Here is an 18,539-nt window from a genome sequence, read left to right as displayed (position 1 = left end):
CTTAGGGGAAAATATGTATCAACATCGTAACTGGCAAGGTGCCTTGCTTGATTACCCGGTAAGTAAAGTGGTCTGCGTGGGCAGTAATTACGCAAATCACATCAAGGAGATGGGCAGCGCGACGCCGGAAGAACCCGTGCTTTTTATCAAGCCGGAAACCGCATTGTGTGATATTCGCCAGCCGCTGGCGATTCCGGCGGATATGGGGGCTGTTCATCATGAAGTTGAGCTTGCTGTGCTGATTGGCGCAACGCTCCGCCAGGCGACCGAAGATCATGTACGTAAAGCGATAGCCGGTTATGGCGTGGCGCTTGATTTAACCCTGCGCGATATTCAAGGGAAAATGAAAAAGGCCGGACAGCCCTGGGAAAAAGCCAAAGGTTTTGATAACGCATGTCCGATTTCAGGCTTCATCCCTGTCGCGGCCTTCTGCGGCGATCCGCAAAATACGGTTATCGGACTTAACGTTAATGGCGAGGTTCGCCAGCAAGGTTCGACCGCGGATATGATTCATCCTATTGTGCCCCTTATCGCCTATATGAGCCGCTATTTTACGCTCAAAGCCGGGGACGTGGTGCTAACCGGCACGCCGGCAGGCGTGGGGCCATTATTAAGCGGCGATGAGCTGGACATTCGTTTTAATGGCGAAACGTTGTCTACCCGCGTTCTGTAAAATCTGCTTGCCGCCTTCAGCGGCGGTAAAACTTGCATCTGCAGGCCAGACTGGTTATAAGGTGCAGCTTTAGTGCAATGGCGGATACTTTAATGAGCGATACACCTTTCTGGCAACGTAAAACCCTGGATGAAATGACCGATGCCGAGTGGGAGTCGTTGTGCGATGGCTGCGGTCAATGCTGCCTGCATAAGCTGATGGATGAAGATACAGATGAAATCTACTTCACCAACGTGGCGTGCAGGCAATTAAATATCAAAACGTGCCAGTGCCGTCATTATGAGCGCCGTTTTGAATTTGAACCCGACTGTATCAAACTCACTCGCGAAAACTTGCCAGACTTTGAATGGTTGCCGATGACCTGCGCCTACCGTTTGTTGGCGGAAGGTAAGCCCTTGCCGACGTGGCATCCGCTGCTGACTGGATCGAAAGCCGCTATGCATGGCGAGCGAATTTCTGTCCGTCATATCGCGGTTAAAGAATCTGAAGTACGGGACTGGCAGGATCATATTTTAAATAAACCGTCGTGGGCAGAATAAGTCTTCGGCAAAACGGCTGATTGTTTACAATTCTTTAATTTACGCCGGGCGCCCCCTGAAATCAGGAATTGCGTGCAAATTCCGTCACCTGGCGTTATCACCGCTTTCTATTCTTCCCTGACGTGCCTTGTCGCTGCGCTCGCGCACGTATGGTGGCGACTCTATACTTTCAAAGCAGTATATCGCTGCCTATCCTGAGGAGTTACCCCATGAATAACCAACCGTTGCGCGTTTCAAAGGATCAGCCCAGGAAGCCTGATAAGACACCCGAAGACGAAGGAAAAAATCCAAAGAAAAACCAAAAGTAGTGCTGTAGGGTATCTTTAATAACTATGGTTCGTTGGAGGCTTTATGTCTGAACGTCCTGATTTAGTCGATCCATTACCAGAGGATGAGCCGCTTCCTGGTGAAAATATTCCGGATACGCCAGAGGGAGACGATCCTCTCGACCCGGATACCCAGAATGAGGTTGAAGATCCTCGTAGATAGCGTCTTGTGCTATTAACCAACCGCCTGATGCACCGTCTGTGCCAGGCGGTTTTTTGCATCTTCTAAAGCGAAACATCCTGATAATCCTCAGAAAGATAGCCTATAATTTTTTGTACGTTAAAATAGTAGCGCGTCCATGACGACACTGTCTTATTGCGCTTAGCCGTTTGCGAGTTCAAAGGAGGAAATCAATGAACAGCGAAGAGTTGACACATAAAGCAGAAGAGGAAATCGCGGCACTCATTAGCAAAAAGGTTGCCGAACTACGGAAGAAAACCGGGCAAGAGGTTTCCGAAATAGAGTTCGTGCCGCGAGAAACGATGAAAGGGCTTGAGGGATACCACGTTAAAATTAAACTACTCTAGCGTTTAATTAGCGCCATTAATCACCTGGCTACTGGGCGGGACGCCGCCCAGTGGTGACTGGTTTACCGATGTCAGGCTTTTTTCTGTTGATACATTTCCTCGCCCTGATGGTCTTCCTCTACCCAAAAATGAATGTTGAACCGCGCATCATCGCTCAGCTCTACCCGATGCCAGTATTGCGGCGGACTGGTGGCGAATTGCCCGGCATTAATCACCACTTTCACTTCTGGTTCTGTCGCGGTTTCATTCGCAAAACCATAGTAGGTCACGGTGCCTTCCATCACGCAGAGTTGTCCGAAAACGCCTGCCGCTGTGTTGTGATGAGAGAGCAGTGCCGCCGGAACATTCTCTTTGGTGAAAAAGGGGGTAGAGCGTTTAACTTTCCAGTTTGCCGGGATGCGTAAGTGGGACATAAGACATCTCCCTGATGTGGTGATCAAAAGATGCATTTAATATACATCTTTTGATCACTGGCAAACAACGCTTCGGGCAAAAAAAAACGCTCCCGAAGGAGCGTGTGTATCAACGACCGAACAGGTCGCGTTTTTTAGGCTTAAATGCCTGGGCTATGACGACGGCTATCGCCACTACAAGATAAGCGGCAAAGATTCCCAACAGCCATTGCGGCATCTCCAGCGTTAAAAACGACCACTGGCGCTCGGCGCAATCACCGGATGCCACAAACACCTGCGGCAGCCATTTACCCAACGGCAACCAGTCTGGAAAGCGCGCCATAAAGTCACAGGTCATGAACGGCGAGGGATGCAACTGAATCATCGTATGTTCATACGCCAGTTGTAGACCCCGCCAGGCGCTGTAAATCCAGATAACCATTGCCACGTATCGCAGCGGCGTTTTCGGCGCTATTGCGCCAACCAGACCCGCGCCCATCACGCCAAACAGGGCGCAACGTTCGTAAATACATAGCACGCAAGGTTTAAGTAACATGACGTGCTGGAACCACAGCGCCACCATTTCCAGCGCCAGGGCGGTAAACGCCATCAGTAACCATGCGCCCCGACCCCGTGAGCACTGGTTTAAAAATCGCAACATAATAATTTCCCTGCAACATGCGTAGAGACCGCAGTGTAAACCAATTCAATTCGTGCGCCACTAGCGGGAAATGAAATAATGTGTAATTGGATAATTATCAGGCAAAAATCGGAGCCGGGCGGTGTATTGCCCGGCCAAACGTTACGAAAGCGTTGCTAACCATCCTGCCTGAGTCATCCATTCGGTGGCCGGCGCAAGAGTGAATTCGACGCACAGTAGCCCTATCAGGGTCAGTACGATAGTGTACGGTAACGCCATCCAGACCATACGGCCATAGGAGAGACGGATTAACGGCGCCAGCGCGGAGGTCAGCAGGAATAAGAATGCCGCCTGACCATTTGGCGTCGCTACCGATGGCAGGTTAGTACCGGTATTGATGGCCACAGCTAGCAGCTCAAACTGTTTTAAGCTGATTGCGCCGTTTTCCATTGCCGCCTTCGCTTCGTTGATATAAATGGTGCCGACAAAGACGTTATCTGAGATGGAGGACAACAGGCCGTTAAAGAGATAGAACAGCGTTAGCTGCGCGTGTTCAGAGGCTTGCAAGACGAACTGAATAATCGGCGCGAAAAGATGTTGATCGATAATAACCGCCACAATAGAGAAGAAAACGGTTAACAGCGCAGTAAACGGCAGCGACTCGGTAAACGCTTTGCCGATGGCGTGTTCATCGGTTACACCCGTTAACGCGGTGGCCAGAATAATGACCGACAGACCAATCAGTCCCACCTCCGCGAGATGGAGGGCGAGGGCGGTAACCAGCCAGACGCCAATAATCGTCTGGACTATTAGTTTAATTTTATCCTGGCGGGTGCGCTTCTTACGGCTTTGATCGTCGAATTGCTGTAAAACGTCGCGGACTTTTTCGGGCAACGTTTCGCCATAGCCAAACCAGCGCATTTTCTCGACCAGCATACAGGTTAACAGTCCACATACCAGTACCGGGACGGTGACAGGCGACATCCGCAAAAAGAAGTCGCCGAAATGCCAGCCAGCCGCTTTAGCGATGATCAGGTTTTGCGGCTCCCCGACCATGGTCATGACGCCGCCCAGCGCCGTCCCCACGCCTGCATGCATCATCAGACTACGCAAGAATCCGCGGAATTGCTCCAGCACCGTTTTGTAATGCGGATCGATATGGCTATCGTCCAGCATATCGTTCTCTTCGCCGCGCGATGAGGCCACACGATGGTAAATCCCGTAAAAACCGACGGCGACGCTGATCACCACCGCAACGACGGTAAGCGCGTCAAGGAAAGCCGACAAGAACGCGGCGGCGACGCAAAAGGCCAGCGACAGAACCATCTTCGAGCGGATACTGAGTAACAGACGGGTAAAAATAAACAGCAATAACTGCTTCATAAAGTAGATGCCTGCCACCATAAACATCAGCAGCAGCAAGACTTCCAGGTTGGCGGCAACCTCTTCACGTACATGGGCGGCGCTGGTCATGCCGATGATGACGGCTTCAATGGCCAGTAACCCGCCGGGCAGCAGGGGGTAACACTTTAACGCCATCGCCAGAGTGAAGATAAACTCTGCCACCAGCAGCCAACCAGCAACAAAGGGATTAGCTAAGAAAATGAATGGGTTAACAATTAAAAAGACAAGTAGTGCCAGTTTGTACCAGTCGGGCGACTGGCCTAAAAAGTTGCGCCACATGGCGCGACCCCATGAGATCTCCATGAAATTTTTCCTTACCTAGAAAAATGAAATAGCGTTTTTATGTTTAAACACAGAGAGTAGCGAGCGCGACGAATGCAAGCAAGTCCTTAACGATATTGGCAGGCGATATCAGAAATGGTGCCTTGATCCCCTTTTTCTTCATTGCGTCCGCTATCAGGTGTTACGCCCGTCTGGTATGATGAGTACAACTATGTTTTGCTGTGTAATGGAAATCTCACTATGGTCATTAAGGCGCAGAGCCCGGCGGGTTTCGCGGAAGAGTATATTATTGAAAGTATCTGGAATAACCGCTTTCCTCCTGGCACGATCTTACCGGCAGAACGAGAACTCTCCGAACTGATCGGCGTAACGCGCACGACATTACGCGAGGTGTTACAGCGGCTGGCGCGAGATGGCTGGCTGACCATTCAGCATGGCAAACCGACAAAGGTTAATAATTTTTGGGAAACGTCAGGGCTGAATATCCTTGAAACGCTGGCCCGCCTTGATCATGAAAGCGTTCCGCAACTGATTGACAATTTGTTGTCGGTGCGTACCAATATTTCTACTATCTTTATTCGTACCGCGTTGCGTCAACACCCGGATAAGGCGCAGGAAGTGCTGGCCACTGCCCACGAAGTGGCCGACCATGCCGATGCATTCGCCGATCTGGACTATAACATCTTTCGTGGTCTGGCATTTGCCTCCGGCAATCCTATTTACGGCTTGATCCTGAACGGCATGAAAGGGTTATACACCCGCATTGGTCGCCACTATTTCGCCAATCCGGAAGCGCGCAGTCTGGCACTGGGTTTCTATCATAAATTATCGTCGTTATGCGAACAGGGCGCGCACGACCAGGTGTATGAAACGGTGCGGCGTTATGGGCATGACAGCGGCGAGATTTGGCATCGGATGCAGAAAAATCTGCCCGGCGATTTAGCGATTCAGGGACGATAATCCCGCGATGCCCGGTAGACGCAAACACTACCGGGCAGCATCTCGATTACAGCGTGTTCATGCGCGGCGGACAACGCTCCAGCAGTTCTACGCTGCCATCCTCATTTTGTTGCTCCAGCATCACATCAAAGCCCCATAACCGATGCACATGTTTCAGCACCTCTTTGCGGCCTTTATCCAGCGGCGCGCGGTTATGCGGGATATAACGCAACGTCAGCGATCTGTCGCCGCGTAAATCCACATTCCAGACCTGAATATTCGGCTCCAGGTTGCTCAGGTTATACTGTGACGACAGTTTTGATCGAATCTCCCGATAACCTTCTTCGTTATGAATGGCGGAGATCTCCAGATAATTATGCCTGTCATCATCAAGTACCGTGAAGAAACGGAAATCACGCATCACTTTTGGCGACAGGAACTGGCTGATAAAGCTTTCATCTTTAAAATCGCGCATGGCGAAGTGCAGCGTTTCCAGCCAGTCGGAACCGGCAATATCCGGAAACCAGTATTTATCTTCATCCGTGGGCGACTGACAAATACGTTTGATATCCTGGAACATGGCAAAGCCGAGCGCATAGGGGTTAATTCCGCTATACCAGGGGCTATTATAGGGCGGCTGAAATACGACATTGGTATGGCTGTGTAAAAACTCCAGCATAAAGCGTTCCGTCACTTTGCCTTCATCATACAGATGGTTCAGGATGGTGTAGTGCCAGAAGGTCGCCCAGCCCTCGTTCATGACCTGCGTCTGTTTCTGCGGATAAAAATACTGGCTGACTTTACGCACGATGCGCAGAATTTCGCGCTGCCACGGCTCGAGCAACGGGGCGTTTTTCTCCATAAAATAGAGCAGGTTTTCCTGCGGTTCAGCGGGAAAGCGGCGTGCTTCGGCGACCGTTTTTTCTTCCTCGCGTTTTGGCAGCGTGCGCCACAGCATATTCACCTGGCTTTGTAGATACTCTTCCCGGCTTTTTTGTCGCGCTTTCTCTTCCTGCAACGAGATTTTCTGCGGGCGCTTATAGCGATCGACGCCGTAATTCATCAGCGCGTGGCAGGAGTCGAGCAGTTTTTCTACTTCATCCACTCCGTAGCGTTCTTCACAGCGGGTAATGTAATTTCGGGCGAAAATCAGGTAATCGACGATAGAGCTGGCATCCGTCCAGCTCCGGAAGAGATAATTATTTTTAAAAAAGGAGTTGTGTCCGTAACAGGCGTGCGCCATGACCAGCGCCTGCATGGTGATGGTGTTTTCTTCCATCAGGTAGGCAATGCAGGGATTAGAGTTGATCACAATTTCATAAGCCAGTCCTTGTTGACCATGCTTATACAGACGTTCCGTCTCAATGAACTTTTTGCCAAACGACCAGTGCGGATAGTTGATCGGCATCCCGACGCTGGAGTAGGCGTCCATCATCTGTTCGGAAGTGATGACTTCAATTTGGTGCGGGTAAGTATCCAGTTGGTAGAGTTTCGCCACGCGGTCTATCTCTGCCAGATAGACATCCAGCAGATCAAATGTCCAGTCGGGTCCATCGCTCAAACGTGTGGTGTCCTTATTCATGGAATCAATCGTTGCCATTCGCGCACCCTCATTGTTGGCGACGCTCTCTGTATGGAGCGCCTCCTTTCAAGCATAGAACACCATGTTAAAAAACGACTTGATCGTGAAAACTTTTCTTTGCGATTTCCTCCAATCTGAACGGCAAAAAAACGGGTATTGGCATCATTTTATGCTGTATAGCCATGCCGCGTAGCAGGAGATCCCAAACCAGTGGGATCGCTTGTCTTTAGGGTATATGTGAAGCACGTCACCATAAAAAAGTCATATGTTGAATAATATTTTCATCTGAGTTATCAAGATGTAATCAGAAGATTGTTCTTTTACTATTAACGGAGTGGCTATGCGAGTTGTCATCCTGGGGAGTGGCGTAGTTGGCGTGACCAGCGCCTGGTATTTGAGTCAGGCGGGGCATGATGTCACCGTCATCGATCGCGAATCCGGCCCGGCGCAAGAAACCAGCGCGGCGAATGCCGGACAAATTTCACCGGGATATGCGGCGCCCTGGGCGGCCCCTGGCGTACCGCTGAAGGCGATAAAATGGATGTTCCAGCGCCATGCGCCGCTGGCGGTGCGTCTGGATGGCACCCCGTTTCAACTGAAGTGGATGTGGCAAATGCTGCGTAACTGCGATACCCGGCATTATATGGAAAATAAAGGCCGCATGGTGCGTCTGGCGGAATATAGTCGCGACTGTCTGAAAACGCTACGCGCCGCGACCGGTATCGAATATGAAGGCCGCCAGGGGGGAACGCTGCAACTCTTCCGCACCGCGCAACAGTATGAGAACGCCACCCGTGATATCGCCGTGCTGGAAGATGCCGGGGTGCCGTATCAGCTCCTGGAATCCAGCCGACTGGCGGAAGTTGAACCCGCTCTGGCTGAGGTTGCGCATAAATTAACCGGCGGGCTGCGCTTACCGAATGATGAAACCGGGGACTGCCAGCTCTTTACCCAGCGTCTGGCGCGCATGGCGGAGCAGGCGGGCGTAACCTTTCGCTTTAATACTCCCGTGGAAAAATTACTGTACGAAAATGATCAGATTTACGGCGTGAAATGCGCCGATGAGATCATTAAAGCAGATGCGTATGTCATGGCGTTTGGATCGTATTCGACGGCGATGCTTAAAGGCATTGTTGATATCCCGGTGTATCCGCTGAAAGGCTATTCATTAACCATCCCAATCGTCGAGCCAGACGGCGCGCCGGTATCAACGATTCTTGATGAAACCTACAAAATCGCTATTACGCGTTTTGATAAGCGTATTCGCGTGGGGGGAATGGCGGAAATCGTGGGCTTTAATACCGACTTACTGCAACCGCGCCGCGAGACGCTGGAGATGGTTGTGCGCGATCTTTTTCCGCGCGGCGGTCATATTGAGCAGGCCACATTCTGGACCGGCCTGCGCCCCATGACGCCGGACGGCACGCCGGTAGTAGGACGCACCCGTTATAAAAATCTGTGGCTTAATACTGGACACGGCACCTTAGGCTGGACGATGGCCTGCGGTTCAGGCCAGTTGTTAAGCGATATCTTGTCGGGTCGTACGCCAGCGATACCCTACGACGATCTGAGCGTGGCGCGATACCGTTCCGATTTTACGCCCACCCGCCCGCAACGTTTGCATAGCGCGCATAACTGATAAAGGAAGTGAAATGACCCGCCCTATACAGGCCAGCCTTGATTTACAGGTAATGAAACAAAATTTGGCTATTGTGCGCCGGGCGGCCCCAGAGGCGCGCGTCTGGTCGGTAGTGAAAGCCAACGCCTACGGCCACGGTATTGAACGCGTCTGGAGCGCGCTGGGCGCCACAGATGGTTTCGCTATGCTCAACCTTGAAGAGGCGATTACCCTGCGTGAGCGCGGGTGGAAAGGGCCGATATTGATGCTGGAGGGGTTTTTCCATGCGCAAGACCTGGAGGCGTATGACACTTATCGGCTGACCACCTGCATCCACAGTAACTGGCAGTTGAAAGCGCTGCAAAATGCGCGGCTTAACGCGCCGTTGGATATCTATGTCAAAGTCAACAGCGGCATGAACCGACTCGGTTTTCAGCCTGAGCGGGCGCAGACTGTCTGGCAGCAATTGCGGGCAATGCGCAATGTCGGTGAAATGACCCTGATGTCACATTTTGCTCAGGCCGATCATCCGGAAGGTATCGGGGAGGCGATGAGACGTATTGCGCTGGCGACAGAAGGCCTGCAGTGTGCATACTCGTTATCAAATTCGGCAGCGACACTGTGGCATCCCCAGGCGCATTATGACTGGGTCAGGCCGGGCATTATTTTGTACGGCGCGTCGCCGTCAGGACAGTGGCGGGATATTGCCGATACCGGACTAAAACCCGTGATGACGCTGAGTAGCGAAATTATTGGCGTGCAGACGCTGAGCGCGGGTGAAAGAGTAGGCTATGGCGGAGGGTATTCTGTGACTCAGGAACAACGCATTGGCATCGTCGCGGCGGGTTATGCCGATGGCTATCCACGCCATGCGCCGACCGGGACGCCTGTGCTGGTGGACGGTATCCGTACCAGAACAGTAGGCACCGTTTCAATGGATATGCTGGCGGTGGATTTGACGCCGTGTCCGCAGGCGGGAATCGGCACGCCGGTTGAATTATGGGGCAAAGAAATTAAGGTCGATGATGTCGCTTCTGCGGCAGGCACGCTGGGCTATGAGCTACTGTGCGCCGTAGCGCCGCGCGTGCCGTTTGTGACAACGTAACCTAACTCAGGCTAAGGCGTCGACCGATCCACCTGGGGGCGGGTCGACGTTGTCCGGCGACCTTATTCTGCTTCGTCTTCGGCGACGCGTACCCCAATCTTGCGTACCACGTTATCTTCTTTTTCAGCTACCGTCCAAATCATGCCGCCAAACTCCACCTGATCGCCGACGACCGGCGCAGCGCCCAGCAGTTGCTGTATGATTTCACCCAGGGTTTGTTGTTTATCCCGGTATTCCGTTCCTTCTTCCAGCCCGTAGATAAGCGCCACGTCGGCGAATTTCGCATTCGCTTCGAGGATAAAATCGCCAAAGAAACGCTGATCTAACGAAACCGGCGGCGACTGGCTAAACAATTTGCCCAGCGCTGGCAGATCGCGCTCCCGGCCAATCACGCAGAGTACGTCGCCTTCCTGCAGGCGAGTGCTACCCGTGGGGTGAAACAGTTCATTATTGCGAAATAGCGCGGCAATGCGGGTTTCGTTCGGCATATGCAGGTCGCGCAACGCCGCGCCGACGCACCATTTGTCGGCGCTCAACTGATAGATGAATTGCTCCCACGGATTATCAGGATGGATGTCAAGCCCCACGCGCGATACTGGCCAGCCAACCGGAGGCACGACCACTTTGGCTCTTTTCGCCGCCCATGACAGCGATGTTCCCTGCAGGAGCAGTGACACCAGTACCACAAAGAAAGCGACATTAAAGAACAGGCGAGCGTTTTCAAGCCCGGCCATCATCGGGAAAACGGCGAGAATAATCGGCACCGCGCCGCGCAGTCCGACCCAACTGATGAAAATGCGCTCCCGAAGATTAAAGCCGCGAAATGGCAGCAGGCCGGTAAACACCGACAATGGGCGGGCGAAGAAAATCATCCAGATAGAGAGAATAAGCGCAGGGACGGCAATCGGCCACAGATCGGAAGGCGTCACCAGCAGTCCCAGGACCAGGAACATGGCGATCTGCGCCAGCCAGGCCAGTCCGTCAAAGTTTTGCAGGATGCCGTAACGGTTGCGAATCGGACGGTTTCCTAACAGGAATCCGCACAGATAGACCGCGAGAATGCCGCTGCCTTCAAGCGCGGTCGTCAAAGCAAAAATCAGAATACCGCCGCTGAGCGCCAACATCGGATACAGGCCGCTGGGCAGAGAAATGCGGTTGATCATCTGCTGTAGCAGGTAACCGCCGCCGAGACCAAAAACAATACCGAGACCGAACTGCTGGATAATATGGACGGCAAACATCCAGTCCAGACCGGTTTCATGTTTCTGGATCATCTCAATTAATGTAATGGTCAGAAAAACGGCCATCGGGTCGTTACTTCCCGATTCGATCTCCAGCGTGGAGCCTACACGTTCGTTTAGCCCTTTGCCACCAAGCAGAGAAAAGACCGCCGCGGCGTCAGTGGAACCGACTATCGCGCCGATAAGCAGACCTTCGATAAGATCCAGATGAAACAGCCAGGCGGCCATCATACCTGTTAAACCCGACGTGATCAGTACGCCGAGCGTCGCCAGCGACAGCGCGGGGCCCAGCGCTACCCGGAAAGAGCTGGCCTGGGTGCGCATGCCGCCATCGAGTAAAATAATCGCCAGCGCCAGGTTACTGACCATATAAGCGAAAGGATAATTATCGAAAGGAATACCGCCAATGCCATCCACACCCGCTAACATCCCAATGGCGAGGAAAATGACCAGAATCGGGATGCCCAGTCGCGATGAGAATGAACTTAACAGGATACTGCTGGTTACAAGGATGGAACCTAAAATAAATAGACTAATAATTGTTGCAGCATCCAACGTTTTATATCTCCTGACTCACACGACTTCGTATTATTTAACATTAACATAATAACGGCCAGGGCAGCGTTTTACTTAGCCTGTCGGGGACTTTTTTTACAATTGCAGCGTAGGATGACCAGATAAAGTGAGTTGAGTCCCCTGGCGCGTATTTTTAAGCGTCGCATTTGCCCCGATAGGGAGCGTCACCGTACGCTGTTCATGCCCGAAGTCGAGACCGGTAATCAGCGGAACGGACAGACGGGAACGTAAAAACGCGTAGACGCTCTCCAGAGAATAGCCGGCGTCATACTCGTTGGGCGCCGCGCCGCTAAAGCTGCCGAGAACGATGGCGCTCTGACGGTTTAGAATTCCGGCGTACTCCAGTTGCAAAAGCATACGCTCCACCCGGAAAGGATGCTCATTGACATCTTCCAGCACTAAAATTCCTTTATCGATAGTCGGCATCCAGGGCGTACCGATAAGGGAAATCAACATCGCCAGATTTCCGCCCCATAAGGTGCCCTGTGCGTCGCACTGAGGGCCGTCGCCTTGCCACTCCACGGTAAATTGCGCCTTGCGTAGCGCCAGCCAGAAATGTTGCTCGGTGAACGTATTCAGCGTTTCGGCGCCAAAATTTGCCGCCAGCATAGGACCGCTAAAGGTGATGACATTGGCCTGCGCCAGGAGTCCAGCCTGAATCGCCGTAAAATCGCTATGACCGCAAATCAGTAAGGGATCGCGCTGTTGCCGGGAGGCGAGCGCCTGCCAGTCGATACGATCCAGCAAGCGGCTGGCGCCATAGCCGCCGCGAACCGGCATGACGATCGTATCCGGCGAAGTTAGCGAGGCCAGCGAATTAACATCGGCCAGCCGTTCCGCGTCCGTACCGGCAAAACGCTGATAGCGGCGACGAATCACCTCGTCATTCTCCACCTGGTGACCCGCGTCAGTCAGGCGCTGAACGCCGCGTAACGCGGCCTGTTGGTTAATACAGTAGCCCGAGGGGGCGATTAAATGAAACAGAGACATGGTAATTCCTTGCTGACAATAGAATGCAAATGTATATCATGCCGCATATATTAGGCGATGTCCCTCGTTGTGCGACGTTTCTGGATGCGCACCAGGGAGGCAACCTAAGTGCCTGGCCGGGGCGGTATGACCTCTTCGGCAGATAAGTTACGGCTATAAGGATAGATGACGTGAAATTAAGATGGTTTGCTTTTTTGGTAGTAATACTGGCTGGCTGTAGCTCAAAACAGGATTACAGGAATCCGCCGTGGAATGCCGAAGTGCCTGTAAAGCGTGCGATGCAGTGGATGCCCATCAGTGAAAAAGCCGGGGCGGCATGGGGGGTTGATCCACATTTAATCACCGCGATTATCGCCATTGAATCCGGCGGCAACCCTAACGCGGTCAGTAAGTCCAATGCGATTGGCCTGATGCAGTTAAAGGCGTCGACCTCCGGGCGCGACGTTTACCGTCGTATGGGCTGGCGTGGCGAACCGACCACCAGCGAGCTGAAAAACCCTGAGCGTAACATCTCAATGGGCGCGGCGTATCTGAGCATTCTGGAAAATGGGCCGCTGGCCGGCATCAAAGATCCGCAGGTGATGCAATATGCGCTGGTCGTCTCTTATGCTAACGGCGCAGGCGCGTTATTGCGTACTTTTTCATCCGACAGGAAGAAGGCGATAGAAAAAATTAACGATCTGGATGCGGACGAGTTTTTTGAGCATGTTGTTGATAATCATCCCGCGCCGCAGGCGCCGCGCTATATCTGGAAGCTTCAGCAGGCGCTGGACGCCATGTAGTTTAGCGTGAAGATTATTCTCGCACTTTATTCGCTCTTTCTCGGGCCTCGCGCTCAAGCGAAAAAATAATCCGCTGCAACTCCCGCTCCACCGCTGGGCTAACGTTAAGGAAACGAAAGCTCAGGCGGGGAGTGGTGATCGTTTCATTTTTCCCATCAATCACCTTACGCTCGCTGATGGCGATAAGCTGGGCGTCAACGTGAAGAATCCCCCATGGCCCCATGTTCAGTTCAACCTGCGAAAAGCGCGCGCCTTCGATTAGTCCGTCGGGGATGGCGGATTCCAGTAGCGCGCCCATGCCGCCCAGGGAAAGATCAAACAGGCGAAAACGTAACGTACGGGTGTCCGGTAGCGTGGTGACGCCGTAATAAGGCGGATACAGCGGCGCGCCAATGCGAAAATACTCCCGGCGCTGGACAAACCACAGTGACGACGGCAGGGGCGTGATAAAGGCCGGCAGCCGCTGATATTCGCCTGTAACGAGTTGCGGTAACGTGAACTCGACTTTTGCGCCCTGCGTTTCTGCGATAATGGCTACCTGCCCGGCACGTAATACGGCGCTATTTTCATATTCCTGGCTGCCGTAATCCACGATGAGTTTTTCCGGGTCTACCGCCAAAATTTTACTGATGAATTGACCATTCGCCCATGAAATACGCAGTGGAACCTGATTTTTATTTAAATCCCGTAGCACGCCTAATATCGCTAATGGATTTTTTTTCAGGAACTGCTCATTGTAACCACTCACACGAAATAACCCCTGATACGCAGACTATCGTTGGGTTATCGGCATCGGTAGAAAGAACTTAATAGCGATAAATAAATTTTTATGTCCGCGAGATAAATCAGTGTTCAGAAATGCGACGCTCGACTTTGCCTATACTTAAAACGTTTTTACTGGAAAGAGGGTTCGCAAATGGGAATTATCGCCTGGATTATTTTTGGTTTGATTGCCGGCGTTATCGCCAAATTGCTTATGCCGGGGCGCGATGGCGGGGGATTTATCCTGACCTGTATTCTCGGTATTGTCGGGGCGGTCGTTGGCGGATGGTTGGCGACGATGTTTGGTATTGGCGGCAGTATCAGCGGCTTTAATCTGCACAGTTTCCTGGTCGCCGTGGTGGGCGCGATCGTGGTGCTGGTGATTTTCCGCCTTCTGCGACGCGGCTAACCGCTGCAAAACGTGTAAGCGTTGACCCGGTCAGCGCCGGGTCAACCTACTATAAACACGCGTTACTGCGTTGCTGCAGACGGCGTTTTTGTCGGCGTTGCGCTTAACGATGCCGGACGAGTAGACGGTACGCTATCGCACGGTTTTTCCTGCGGACAAATCAGATCGAGCATTTTCAGCGTCACGCCGTTGGTCCAGCCAAAGCCGTCCTGAAGGGGATATTCGCCGCCGCCACCGCCGGTTCCGGTACTGCTGACGTCATATTTTTCGACCAGTTTTTTCTCGCGATCGTAGGTGTGCTGCACATTGGTTAAAAAGCGCCAGGTGACTTCCATTGCCACGTCATCCTGCCCATAATTTTGCAATCCTTCGGCAGCGACCCATTGTAACGGCGCCCAGCCGTTTGGCGCATCCCACTGCTGTCCGCTTTTAACCGAGGTGGTAGCCAGCCCGCCAGGCTGTAGCAGATGCGCCTGGGCCGCCGCTGCCACTTTCGCGGCGCGATCTTTCGCGGCGGCGTTTACATAGAGCGGGAACAGCGCGGCAGCGGTGAGTTGGTCACGGATTTTATTGTTCTGCAGATCGTAGTCGGCATACCAACCCTCTTTGTTATTCCACAGATGCATTTCAATGGCTTTTTGCCGCGCGTTGGCCAGCGCGTCATATTGCGAGGCTTTGGCCCGATCGCCCGCCGCAGCGCTGGCGCGCGCGAGGGTTTTCTCCAGCTGATACAGCAGAGCGTTAAGATCGACAGGGACAATCGTGGTGGTACGGATGGTACTGAGCTGCTGCGGATTATCCATCCAGCGGGAACTGAAATCCCAGCCGGAGGCGGCGGCAGATCGGAGGTCCCGATAGATCTCCGTTGCCGGGCGGTTGGGGTTGCTTTTGGCGGTAGCGATATCTTCAACCCAGGATTCAGGGCGGGGCGTATCCCGATCGTCCCAGTAGCGGTTGAGAACGCTACCGTCTTCCAGTTTGACGACGCGTTGGTTTTGTTGCCCTGGCTGCAATGTCTCAACGCCCTCCATCCAGTAGGCGTACTCTTTTTGCAGTTGCGGCAGGTATTCTTTCAGCGCATCGTCACCTTCATGTTGCGCCAGTAACTCAACCATAAACGCAAAGAAAGGCGGCTGCGAACGACTCAGGTAGTAGGTACGGTTGCCGTTAGGAATATGCCCCCAGGCGTCAATTTCGTAACCAAAGTTCGCCACCATATCCGCCACCTTATCCCAGTGCCCGCTTTCCGCCAGCCCCAGCATCGTAAAATAGCTGTCCCAGTAGTAAATCTCTCTGAATCGTCCACCCGGCACGACATAGGATTCAGGCAACGGCAAGAGCGAGTCCCACTTTTCGACGTTTTTAGTTGAACGGGTCAGCACCGGCCACAGGCCATCAATATGTTCACGCAATGACTGTCCGGCAGGCGGGACATATTTTTCACCCGCTTTCGGCAGGGTGAAGTTAACATCAACAAAATGACGCAAATCGAAGCCGGACTGGTTCCGCTGCATACGATAATCCGCAAGAATCATGAGCGGATCGCTATTAGGTATGGCGTCAGCAAAGGTTTTCTGATCGGGGAAGAGTTTTGCATTCTGGACATCATTAAAGAGCGGGCCAAGCAAAATATCTGGCGGCTGCGGAGTTTCAGTGTCGGAAGACGGGTCTGCGGCAGTCGCCGAAAACGATGCAAACGTCAGCAGCGTCCCTGCCAGCGCCAGTTTTATGGCTTTCTGCAGTAGAACAGAACGGCGAATCTCTGGGGGTATCATCAAGTTATCTCCTTAGCGGTGAGCCAAAGCCAACGGCATTTACCATGACAAAACCTTAGTCTACGATGACCAGATACGCGTGATTGAACCGCTATTTTGCGAACAAACAGACATTTTATTGAGACAGAATTTATCGGCGCGCGCGTGGAAAACGGGGTATACAGACAAAAAATCCACGCCGGGACGTGGATTTTAGCGCAATAACTTGTAGCCTTAACCCGGATAGATACCGCGATCTTTACGGGCCAACAGAATGCGCTCACAGGCGACAATATAGGCTGCGGTGCGCAGAGAACAGGATTTCTCAGCCGCTTTCTCCCAGACATGGACGATCGCGTCGGTCATGATTTTGTCCATGCGCGCGTTGATCTCTTCTTCGCTCCAGAAGAAGCTGGCCATATCTTGTACCCATTCGAAGTAGCTGACGGTTACGCCGCCTGCGTTACAGACCACGTCAGGCACCACAAGGATACCACGGCTAGCCAGAACATCATCAGCATCCGGATAGGTCGGGCCGTTAGCCCCTTCCAGCACCAGCTTACACGTCAGGGCTTCCGCGCGCTGACGAGTTATTTGGCCTTCAAGCGCCGCCGGGATCAGAATATCCATCTCCAGACGCCAGAACGCATCGCTGGCGATAGTTTCCGCGCCCGGGAAACCGGCAATCTGTTTGTGTTCTGTCTGCCATGCCGTGAGCGCTTTCATGTCAATACCGGTGGCGTTAAATAGGGTCGCGGTATGATCCTGAATCGCCACGACACGGGCGCCAGCGCCTGCAAACAGACGCGCGGCTTCGCTGCCGACGTTACCAAAACCCTGAACCGCAACGCGAGCGCCTTCAACGGCGATATTCGCCCGACGCGCGGCCTCCAGCCCGCTGACGAAAACGCCGCGCCCCGTCGCCTTTTCACGACCCAGCGAACCGCCAAGATGGATTGGCTTACCAGTGACGACGCCAGTGACCGTCGTGCCATGATTCATGGAATACGTATCCATCATCCAGGCCATCACTTTACCGTTGGTGCCGACATCCGGCGCAGGAATATCTTTCTGCGGCCCGATGATAATGCCGATCTCGCTGGTATAGCGGCGGGTCAAACGCTCCAGTTCACCTTCCGACAGCGAGAACGGATCGACGCGGATGCCGCCTTTGGCGCCGCCGTACGGCAGATTCAGCGCGGCACATTTGATGGTCATCCATGCTGACAGGGCCATCACTTCATTGAGATCAACGTCAGGATGGTAGCGAACACCGCCTTTACCCGGACCTCGGGAGAGGTTGTGCTGCACGCGATATCCTTCGAAATGACGAATAGTGCCATCATCCATTTGTACCGGAATATCGACGATCAGAGCGCGTTTTGGGTGGCGCAGAGTATCCACCCAGGGAGATAACTCGCCCAGATAAGGGGCCACACGCTCGATTTGTTGCAGGTAGGTATTCCAGGCAGATGTGCTGCTATCTGAAGCGTAAGATAACTTATCCATGATAAACCTTAGTGATAAAAGTAATATGTTCTTTAATTGACCGTGGTACATAGTAGATCACACCATGTAGCGATAAATTTAACACTTTTTTAAACAATTAACTCAGATCAAAAATGGCAGGCAGTTGGATTTTCGTTATGATTTTGGATGGGAAGTGGTTAACTATCCGCTATAGGAGGTGATATATCGCTAATTATGCAATTAATTGCTTAAATATGCGTAATGTGTGCAAGGCGGCTATTTGTCATAATTATGACGCACCTCTAAAAGTAAACATTATGATAACGACATGTATCAATGTTATGTCGTTCTGTCGGCGGGGAAACGTCTTCACCAGGCGCGTAAAAAGATAAAAATAACCGGAGTCAGACGGCGCTGGCCCCGGTTTACCTCTTTATTGTTGACGCGACTCAAGCCATACCAGCGCCAGCGTCGACAGTGAGCACATCAGCAGAATGCCGACAAACCACAGTAAATACCACATCGCT

The 18,539-nt window shown here is 52.7% G+C and carries 19 protein-coding genes; 9 read left to right on the top strand and 10 right to left on the bottom strand.

Translation table 11 applies throughout. From position 1 onward, the window contains the following. The first annotated feature begins 13 nt into the window (after positions 1-13). The 4 genes from ACLJZ5_RS02750 (at position 14) to ACLJZ5_RS02735 (ending at position 2,066) form a co-directional block, all read left to right on the top strand. Entirely contained in the window at positions 14-673 is a 660-nt protein-coding gene (locus ACLJZ5_RS02750) for a fumarylacetoacetate hydrolase family protein (protein ID WP_001519895.1), read from the top strand. A 92-nt stretch (positions 674-765) separates the two neighbouring features. Continuing rightward, positions 766-1,212, top strand: a complete 447-nt coding sequence (locus ACLJZ5_RS02745) for a YcgN family cysteine cluster protein (RefSeq protein WP_001285703.1) — start codon at positions 766-768, stop codon at positions 1,210-1,212. Between the two features lie 351 nt (positions 1,213-1,563). After that, positions 1,564-1,701 carry a hypothetical protein gene (locus tag ACLJZ5_RS02740; RefSeq protein WP_001519337.1) on the top strand — a complete coding sequence of 46 codons (138 nt, stop codon included), beginning with the start codon at positions 1,564-1,566 and terminating at the stop codon, positions 1,699-1,701. A 191-nt stretch (positions 1,702-1,892) separates the two neighbouring features. After that, positions 1,893-2,066 (top strand): GnsA/GnsB family addiction module toxin, encoded by a 174-nt coding sequence (locus ACLJZ5_RS02735; protein ID WP_001083583.1) that lies wholly within the window; start codon positions 1,893-1,895, stop codon positions 2,064-2,066. A gap of 71 nt (positions 2,067-2,137) precedes the next feature. Here the strand turns inward: ACLJZ5_RS02735 and ACLJZ5_RS02730 are convergent, their stop codons facing one another. The 3 genes from ACLJZ5_RS02730 to nhaB all read right to left on the bottom strand — a co-directional run bounded on the left by ACLJZ5_RS02730 (position 2,138) and on the right by nhaB (position 4,805). Then, entirely contained in the window at positions 2,138-2,479 is a 342-nt protein-coding gene (locus ACLJZ5_RS02730) for a DUF1971 domain-containing protein (protein ID WP_000018967.1), read from the bottom strand. 109 nt (positions 2,480-2,588) lie between these two features. Next, positions 2,589-3,119: a disulfide bond formation protein DsbB gene (dsbB, locus tag ACLJZ5_RS02725; RefSeq protein ID WP_000943475.1), complete on the bottom strand. Its 531-nt coding sequence runs from the start codon at positions 3,117-3,119 to the stop codon at positions 2,589-2,591. 141 nt (positions 3,120-3,260) lie between these two features. After that, entirely contained in the window at positions 3,261-4,805 is a 1,545-nt protein-coding gene (gene nhaB, locus ACLJZ5_RS02720) for a Na(+)/H(+) antiporter NhaB (protein ID WP_024797691.1), read from the bottom strand. Between the two features lie 219 nt (positions 4,806-5,024). Here nhaB and fadR point away from each other — a divergent pair, with 219 nt between their 5' ends. After that, positions 5,025-5,744: a fatty acid metabolism transcriptional regulator FadR gene (gene fadR / locus ACLJZ5_RS02715; RefSeq protein WP_000234826.1), complete on the top strand. Its 720-nt coding sequence runs from the start codon at positions 5,025-5,027 to the stop codon at positions 5,742-5,744. A 46-nt stretch (positions 5,745-5,790) separates the two neighbouring features. On the opposite strand, the gene ACLJZ5_RS02710 is transcribed toward fadR, so the two are convergent. After that, positions 5,791-7,323, bottom strand: coding sequence for a SpoVR family protein (locus ACLJZ5_RS02710; RefSeq protein ID WP_000190832.1), 1,533 nt, complete (start codon positions 7,321-7,323; stop codon positions 5,791-5,793). Between the two features lie 322 nt (positions 7,324-7,645). On the opposite strand from ACLJZ5_RS02710, the gene ACLJZ5_RS02705 reads away from it, so the two are divergent. Then, positions 7,646-8,944 (top strand): D-amino acid dehydrogenase, encoded by a 1,299-nt coding sequence (locus tag ACLJZ5_RS02705; RefSeq protein ID WP_001266938.1) that lies wholly within the window; start codon positions 7,646-7,648, stop codon positions 8,942-8,944. 13 nt (positions 8,945-8,957) lie between these two features. Further along, entirely contained in the window at positions 8,958-10,028 is a 1,071-nt protein-coding gene (gene dadX / locus ACLJZ5_RS02700) for a catabolic alanine racemase DadX (RefSeq protein ID WP_000197903.1), read from the top strand. 62 nt (positions 10,029-10,090) lie between these two features. On the opposite strand, the gene ACLJZ5_RS02695 is transcribed toward dadX, so the two are convergent. Continuing rightward, positions 10,091-11,824, bottom strand: a complete 1,734-nt coding sequence (locus ACLJZ5_RS02695; protein ID WP_000338376.1) for a potassium/proton antiporter — start codon at positions 11,822-11,824, stop codon at positions 10,091-10,093. 96 nt (positions 11,825-11,920) lie between these two features. After that, complete coding sequence (ldcA, locus tag ACLJZ5_RS02690) at positions 11,921-12,835, bottom strand: muramoyltetrapeptide carboxypeptidase (protein ID WP_000051609.1); 915 nt, start codon at positions 12,833-12,835, stop codon at positions 11,921-11,923. A 170-nt stretch (positions 12,836-13,005) separates the two neighbouring features. On the opposite strand from ldcA, the gene emtA reads away from it, so the two are divergent. Next, positions 13,006-13,617 carry a membrane-bound lytic murein transglycosylase EmtA gene (gene emtA / locus ACLJZ5_RS02685; RefSeq protein WP_000776974.1) on the top strand — a complete coding sequence of 204 codons (612 nt, stop codon included), beginning with the start codon at positions 13,006-13,008 and terminating at the stop codon, positions 13,615-13,617. 13 nt (positions 13,618-13,630) lie between these two features. Here the strand turns inward: emtA and ycgR are convergent, their stop codons facing one another. Beyond that, a complete protein-coding gene (ycgR, locus tag ACLJZ5_RS02680; protein ID WP_024797692.1) occupies positions 13,631-14,365 on the bottom strand; it encodes a flagellar brake protein YcgR in 735 nt (244 codons plus the stop codon). Between the two features lie 168 nt (positions 14,366-14,533). On the opposite strand from ycgR, the gene ACLJZ5_RS02675 reads away from it, so the two are divergent. After that, the gene (locus tag ACLJZ5_RS02675) at positions 14,534-14,788 is read left to right on the top strand and encodes a GlsB/YeaQ/YmgE family stress response membrane protein (protein ID WP_000511320.1); all 255 of its coding nucleotides are present in this window, start codon (positions 14,534-14,536) and stop codon (positions 14,786-14,788) included. Positions 14,789-14,850: 62 nt separating this feature from the next. On the opposite strand, the gene ACLJZ5_RS02670 is transcribed toward ACLJZ5_RS02675, so the two are convergent. From ACLJZ5_RS02670 to cbdX, 3 genes are all read right to left on the bottom strand, one after another. Beyond that, positions 14,851-16,563, bottom strand: a complete 1,713-nt coding sequence (locus ACLJZ5_RS02670; RefSeq protein ID WP_000612829.1) for an alpha,alpha-trehalase — start codon at positions 16,561-16,563, stop codon at positions 14,851-14,853. A gap of 213 nt (positions 16,564-16,776) precedes the next feature. Continuing rightward, positions 16,777-18,051: a Glu/Leu/Phe/Val family dehydrogenase gene (locus ACLJZ5_RS02665; RefSeq protein WP_001526439.1), complete on the bottom strand. Its 1,275-nt coding sequence runs from the start codon at positions 18,049-18,051 to the stop codon at positions 16,777-16,779. A 394-nt stretch (positions 18,052-18,445) separates the two neighbouring features. Then, positions 18,446-18,535 carry a cytochrome bd-II oxidase subunit CbdX gene (gene cbdX / locus ACLJZ5_RS02660; RefSeq protein ID WP_000270301.1) on the bottom strand — a complete coding sequence of 30 codons (90 nt, stop codon included), beginning with the start codon at positions 18,533-18,535 and terminating at the stop codon, positions 18,446-18,448. Positions 18,536-18,539: the final 4 nt, after the last annotated feature.

This window comes from Salmonella sp. 5800 (assembly GCF_046558195.1).
GTDB classification, from domain to species: Bacteria; Pseudomonadota; Gammaproteobacteria; order Enterobacterales; family Enterobacteriaceae; genus Salmonella; species Salmonella enterica.
Note: the sequence above shows the minus strand (reverse complement) of the source record. Positions and strands in the feature narration are given on the sequence as shown.

Bases quoted from the DNA above. Each gene is read 5' to 3' on its own strand.
- ACLJZ5_RS02750 (WP_001519895.1), top strand. From the start codon at position 14: ATGTATCAACATCGTAACTGGCAAGGTGCCTTGCTTGATTACCCGGTA.
- nhaB (WP_024797691.1), bottom strand. From the start codon at position 4,805: ATGGAGATCTCATGGGGTCGCGCCATGTGGCGCAACTTTTTAGGCCAG.
- ACLJZ5_RS02735 (WP_001083583.1), top strand. From the start codon at position 1,893: ATGAACAGCGAAGAGTTGACACATAAAGCAGAAGAGGAAATCGCGGCA.
- ACLJZ5_RS02745 (WP_001285703.1), top strand. From the start codon at position 766: ATGAGCGATACACCTTTCTGGCAACGTAAAACCCTGGATGAAATGACC.
- ACLJZ5_RS02705 (WP_001266938.1), top strand. From the start codon at position 7,646: ATGCGAGTTGTCATCCTGGGGAGTGGCGTAGTTGGCGTGACCAGCGCC.
- ACLJZ5_RS02710 (WP_000190832.1), bottom strand. From the start codon at position 7,323: ATGGCAACGATTGATTCCATGAATAAGGACACCACACGTTTGAGCGAT.
- ACLJZ5_RS02670 (WP_000612829.1), bottom strand. From the start codon at position 16,563: ATGATACCCCCAGAGATTCGCCGTTCTGTTCTACTGCAGAAAGCCATA.
- ACLJZ5_RS02740 (WP_001519337.1), top strand. From the start codon at position 1,564: ATGTCTGAACGTCCTGATTTAGTCGATCCATTACCAGAGGATGAGCCG.
- fadR (WP_000234826.1), top strand. From the start codon at position 5,025: ATGGTCATTAAGGCGCAGAGCCCGGCGGGTTTCGCGGAAGAGTATATT.
- ACLJZ5_RS02665 (WP_001526439.1), bottom strand. From the start codon at position 18,051: ATGGATAAGTTATCTTACGCTTCAGATAGCAGCACATCTGCCTGGAAT.
- ACLJZ5_RS02675 (WP_000511320.1), top strand. From the start codon at position 14,534: ATGGGAATTATCGCCTGGATTATTTTTGGTTTGATTGCCGGCGTTATC.
- ldcA (WP_000051609.1), bottom strand. From the start codon at position 12,835: ATGTCTCTGTTTCATTTAATCGCCCCCTCGGGCTACTGTATTAACCAA.
- dadX (WP_000197903.1), top strand. From the start codon at position 8,958: ATGACCCGCCCTATACAGGCCAGCCTTGATTTACAGGTAATGAAACAA.
- cbdX (WP_000270301.1), bottom strand. From the start codon at position 18,535: ATGTGGTATTTACTGTGGTTTGTCGGCATTCTGCTGATGTGCTCACTG.
- ACLJZ5_RS02730 (WP_000018967.1), bottom strand. From the start codon at position 2,479: ATGTCCCACTTACGCATCCCGGCAAACTGGAAAGTTAAACGCTCTACC.
- dsbB (WP_000943475.1), bottom strand. From the start codon at position 3,119: ATGTTGCGATTTTTAAACCAGTGCTCACGGGGTCGGGGCGCATGGTTA.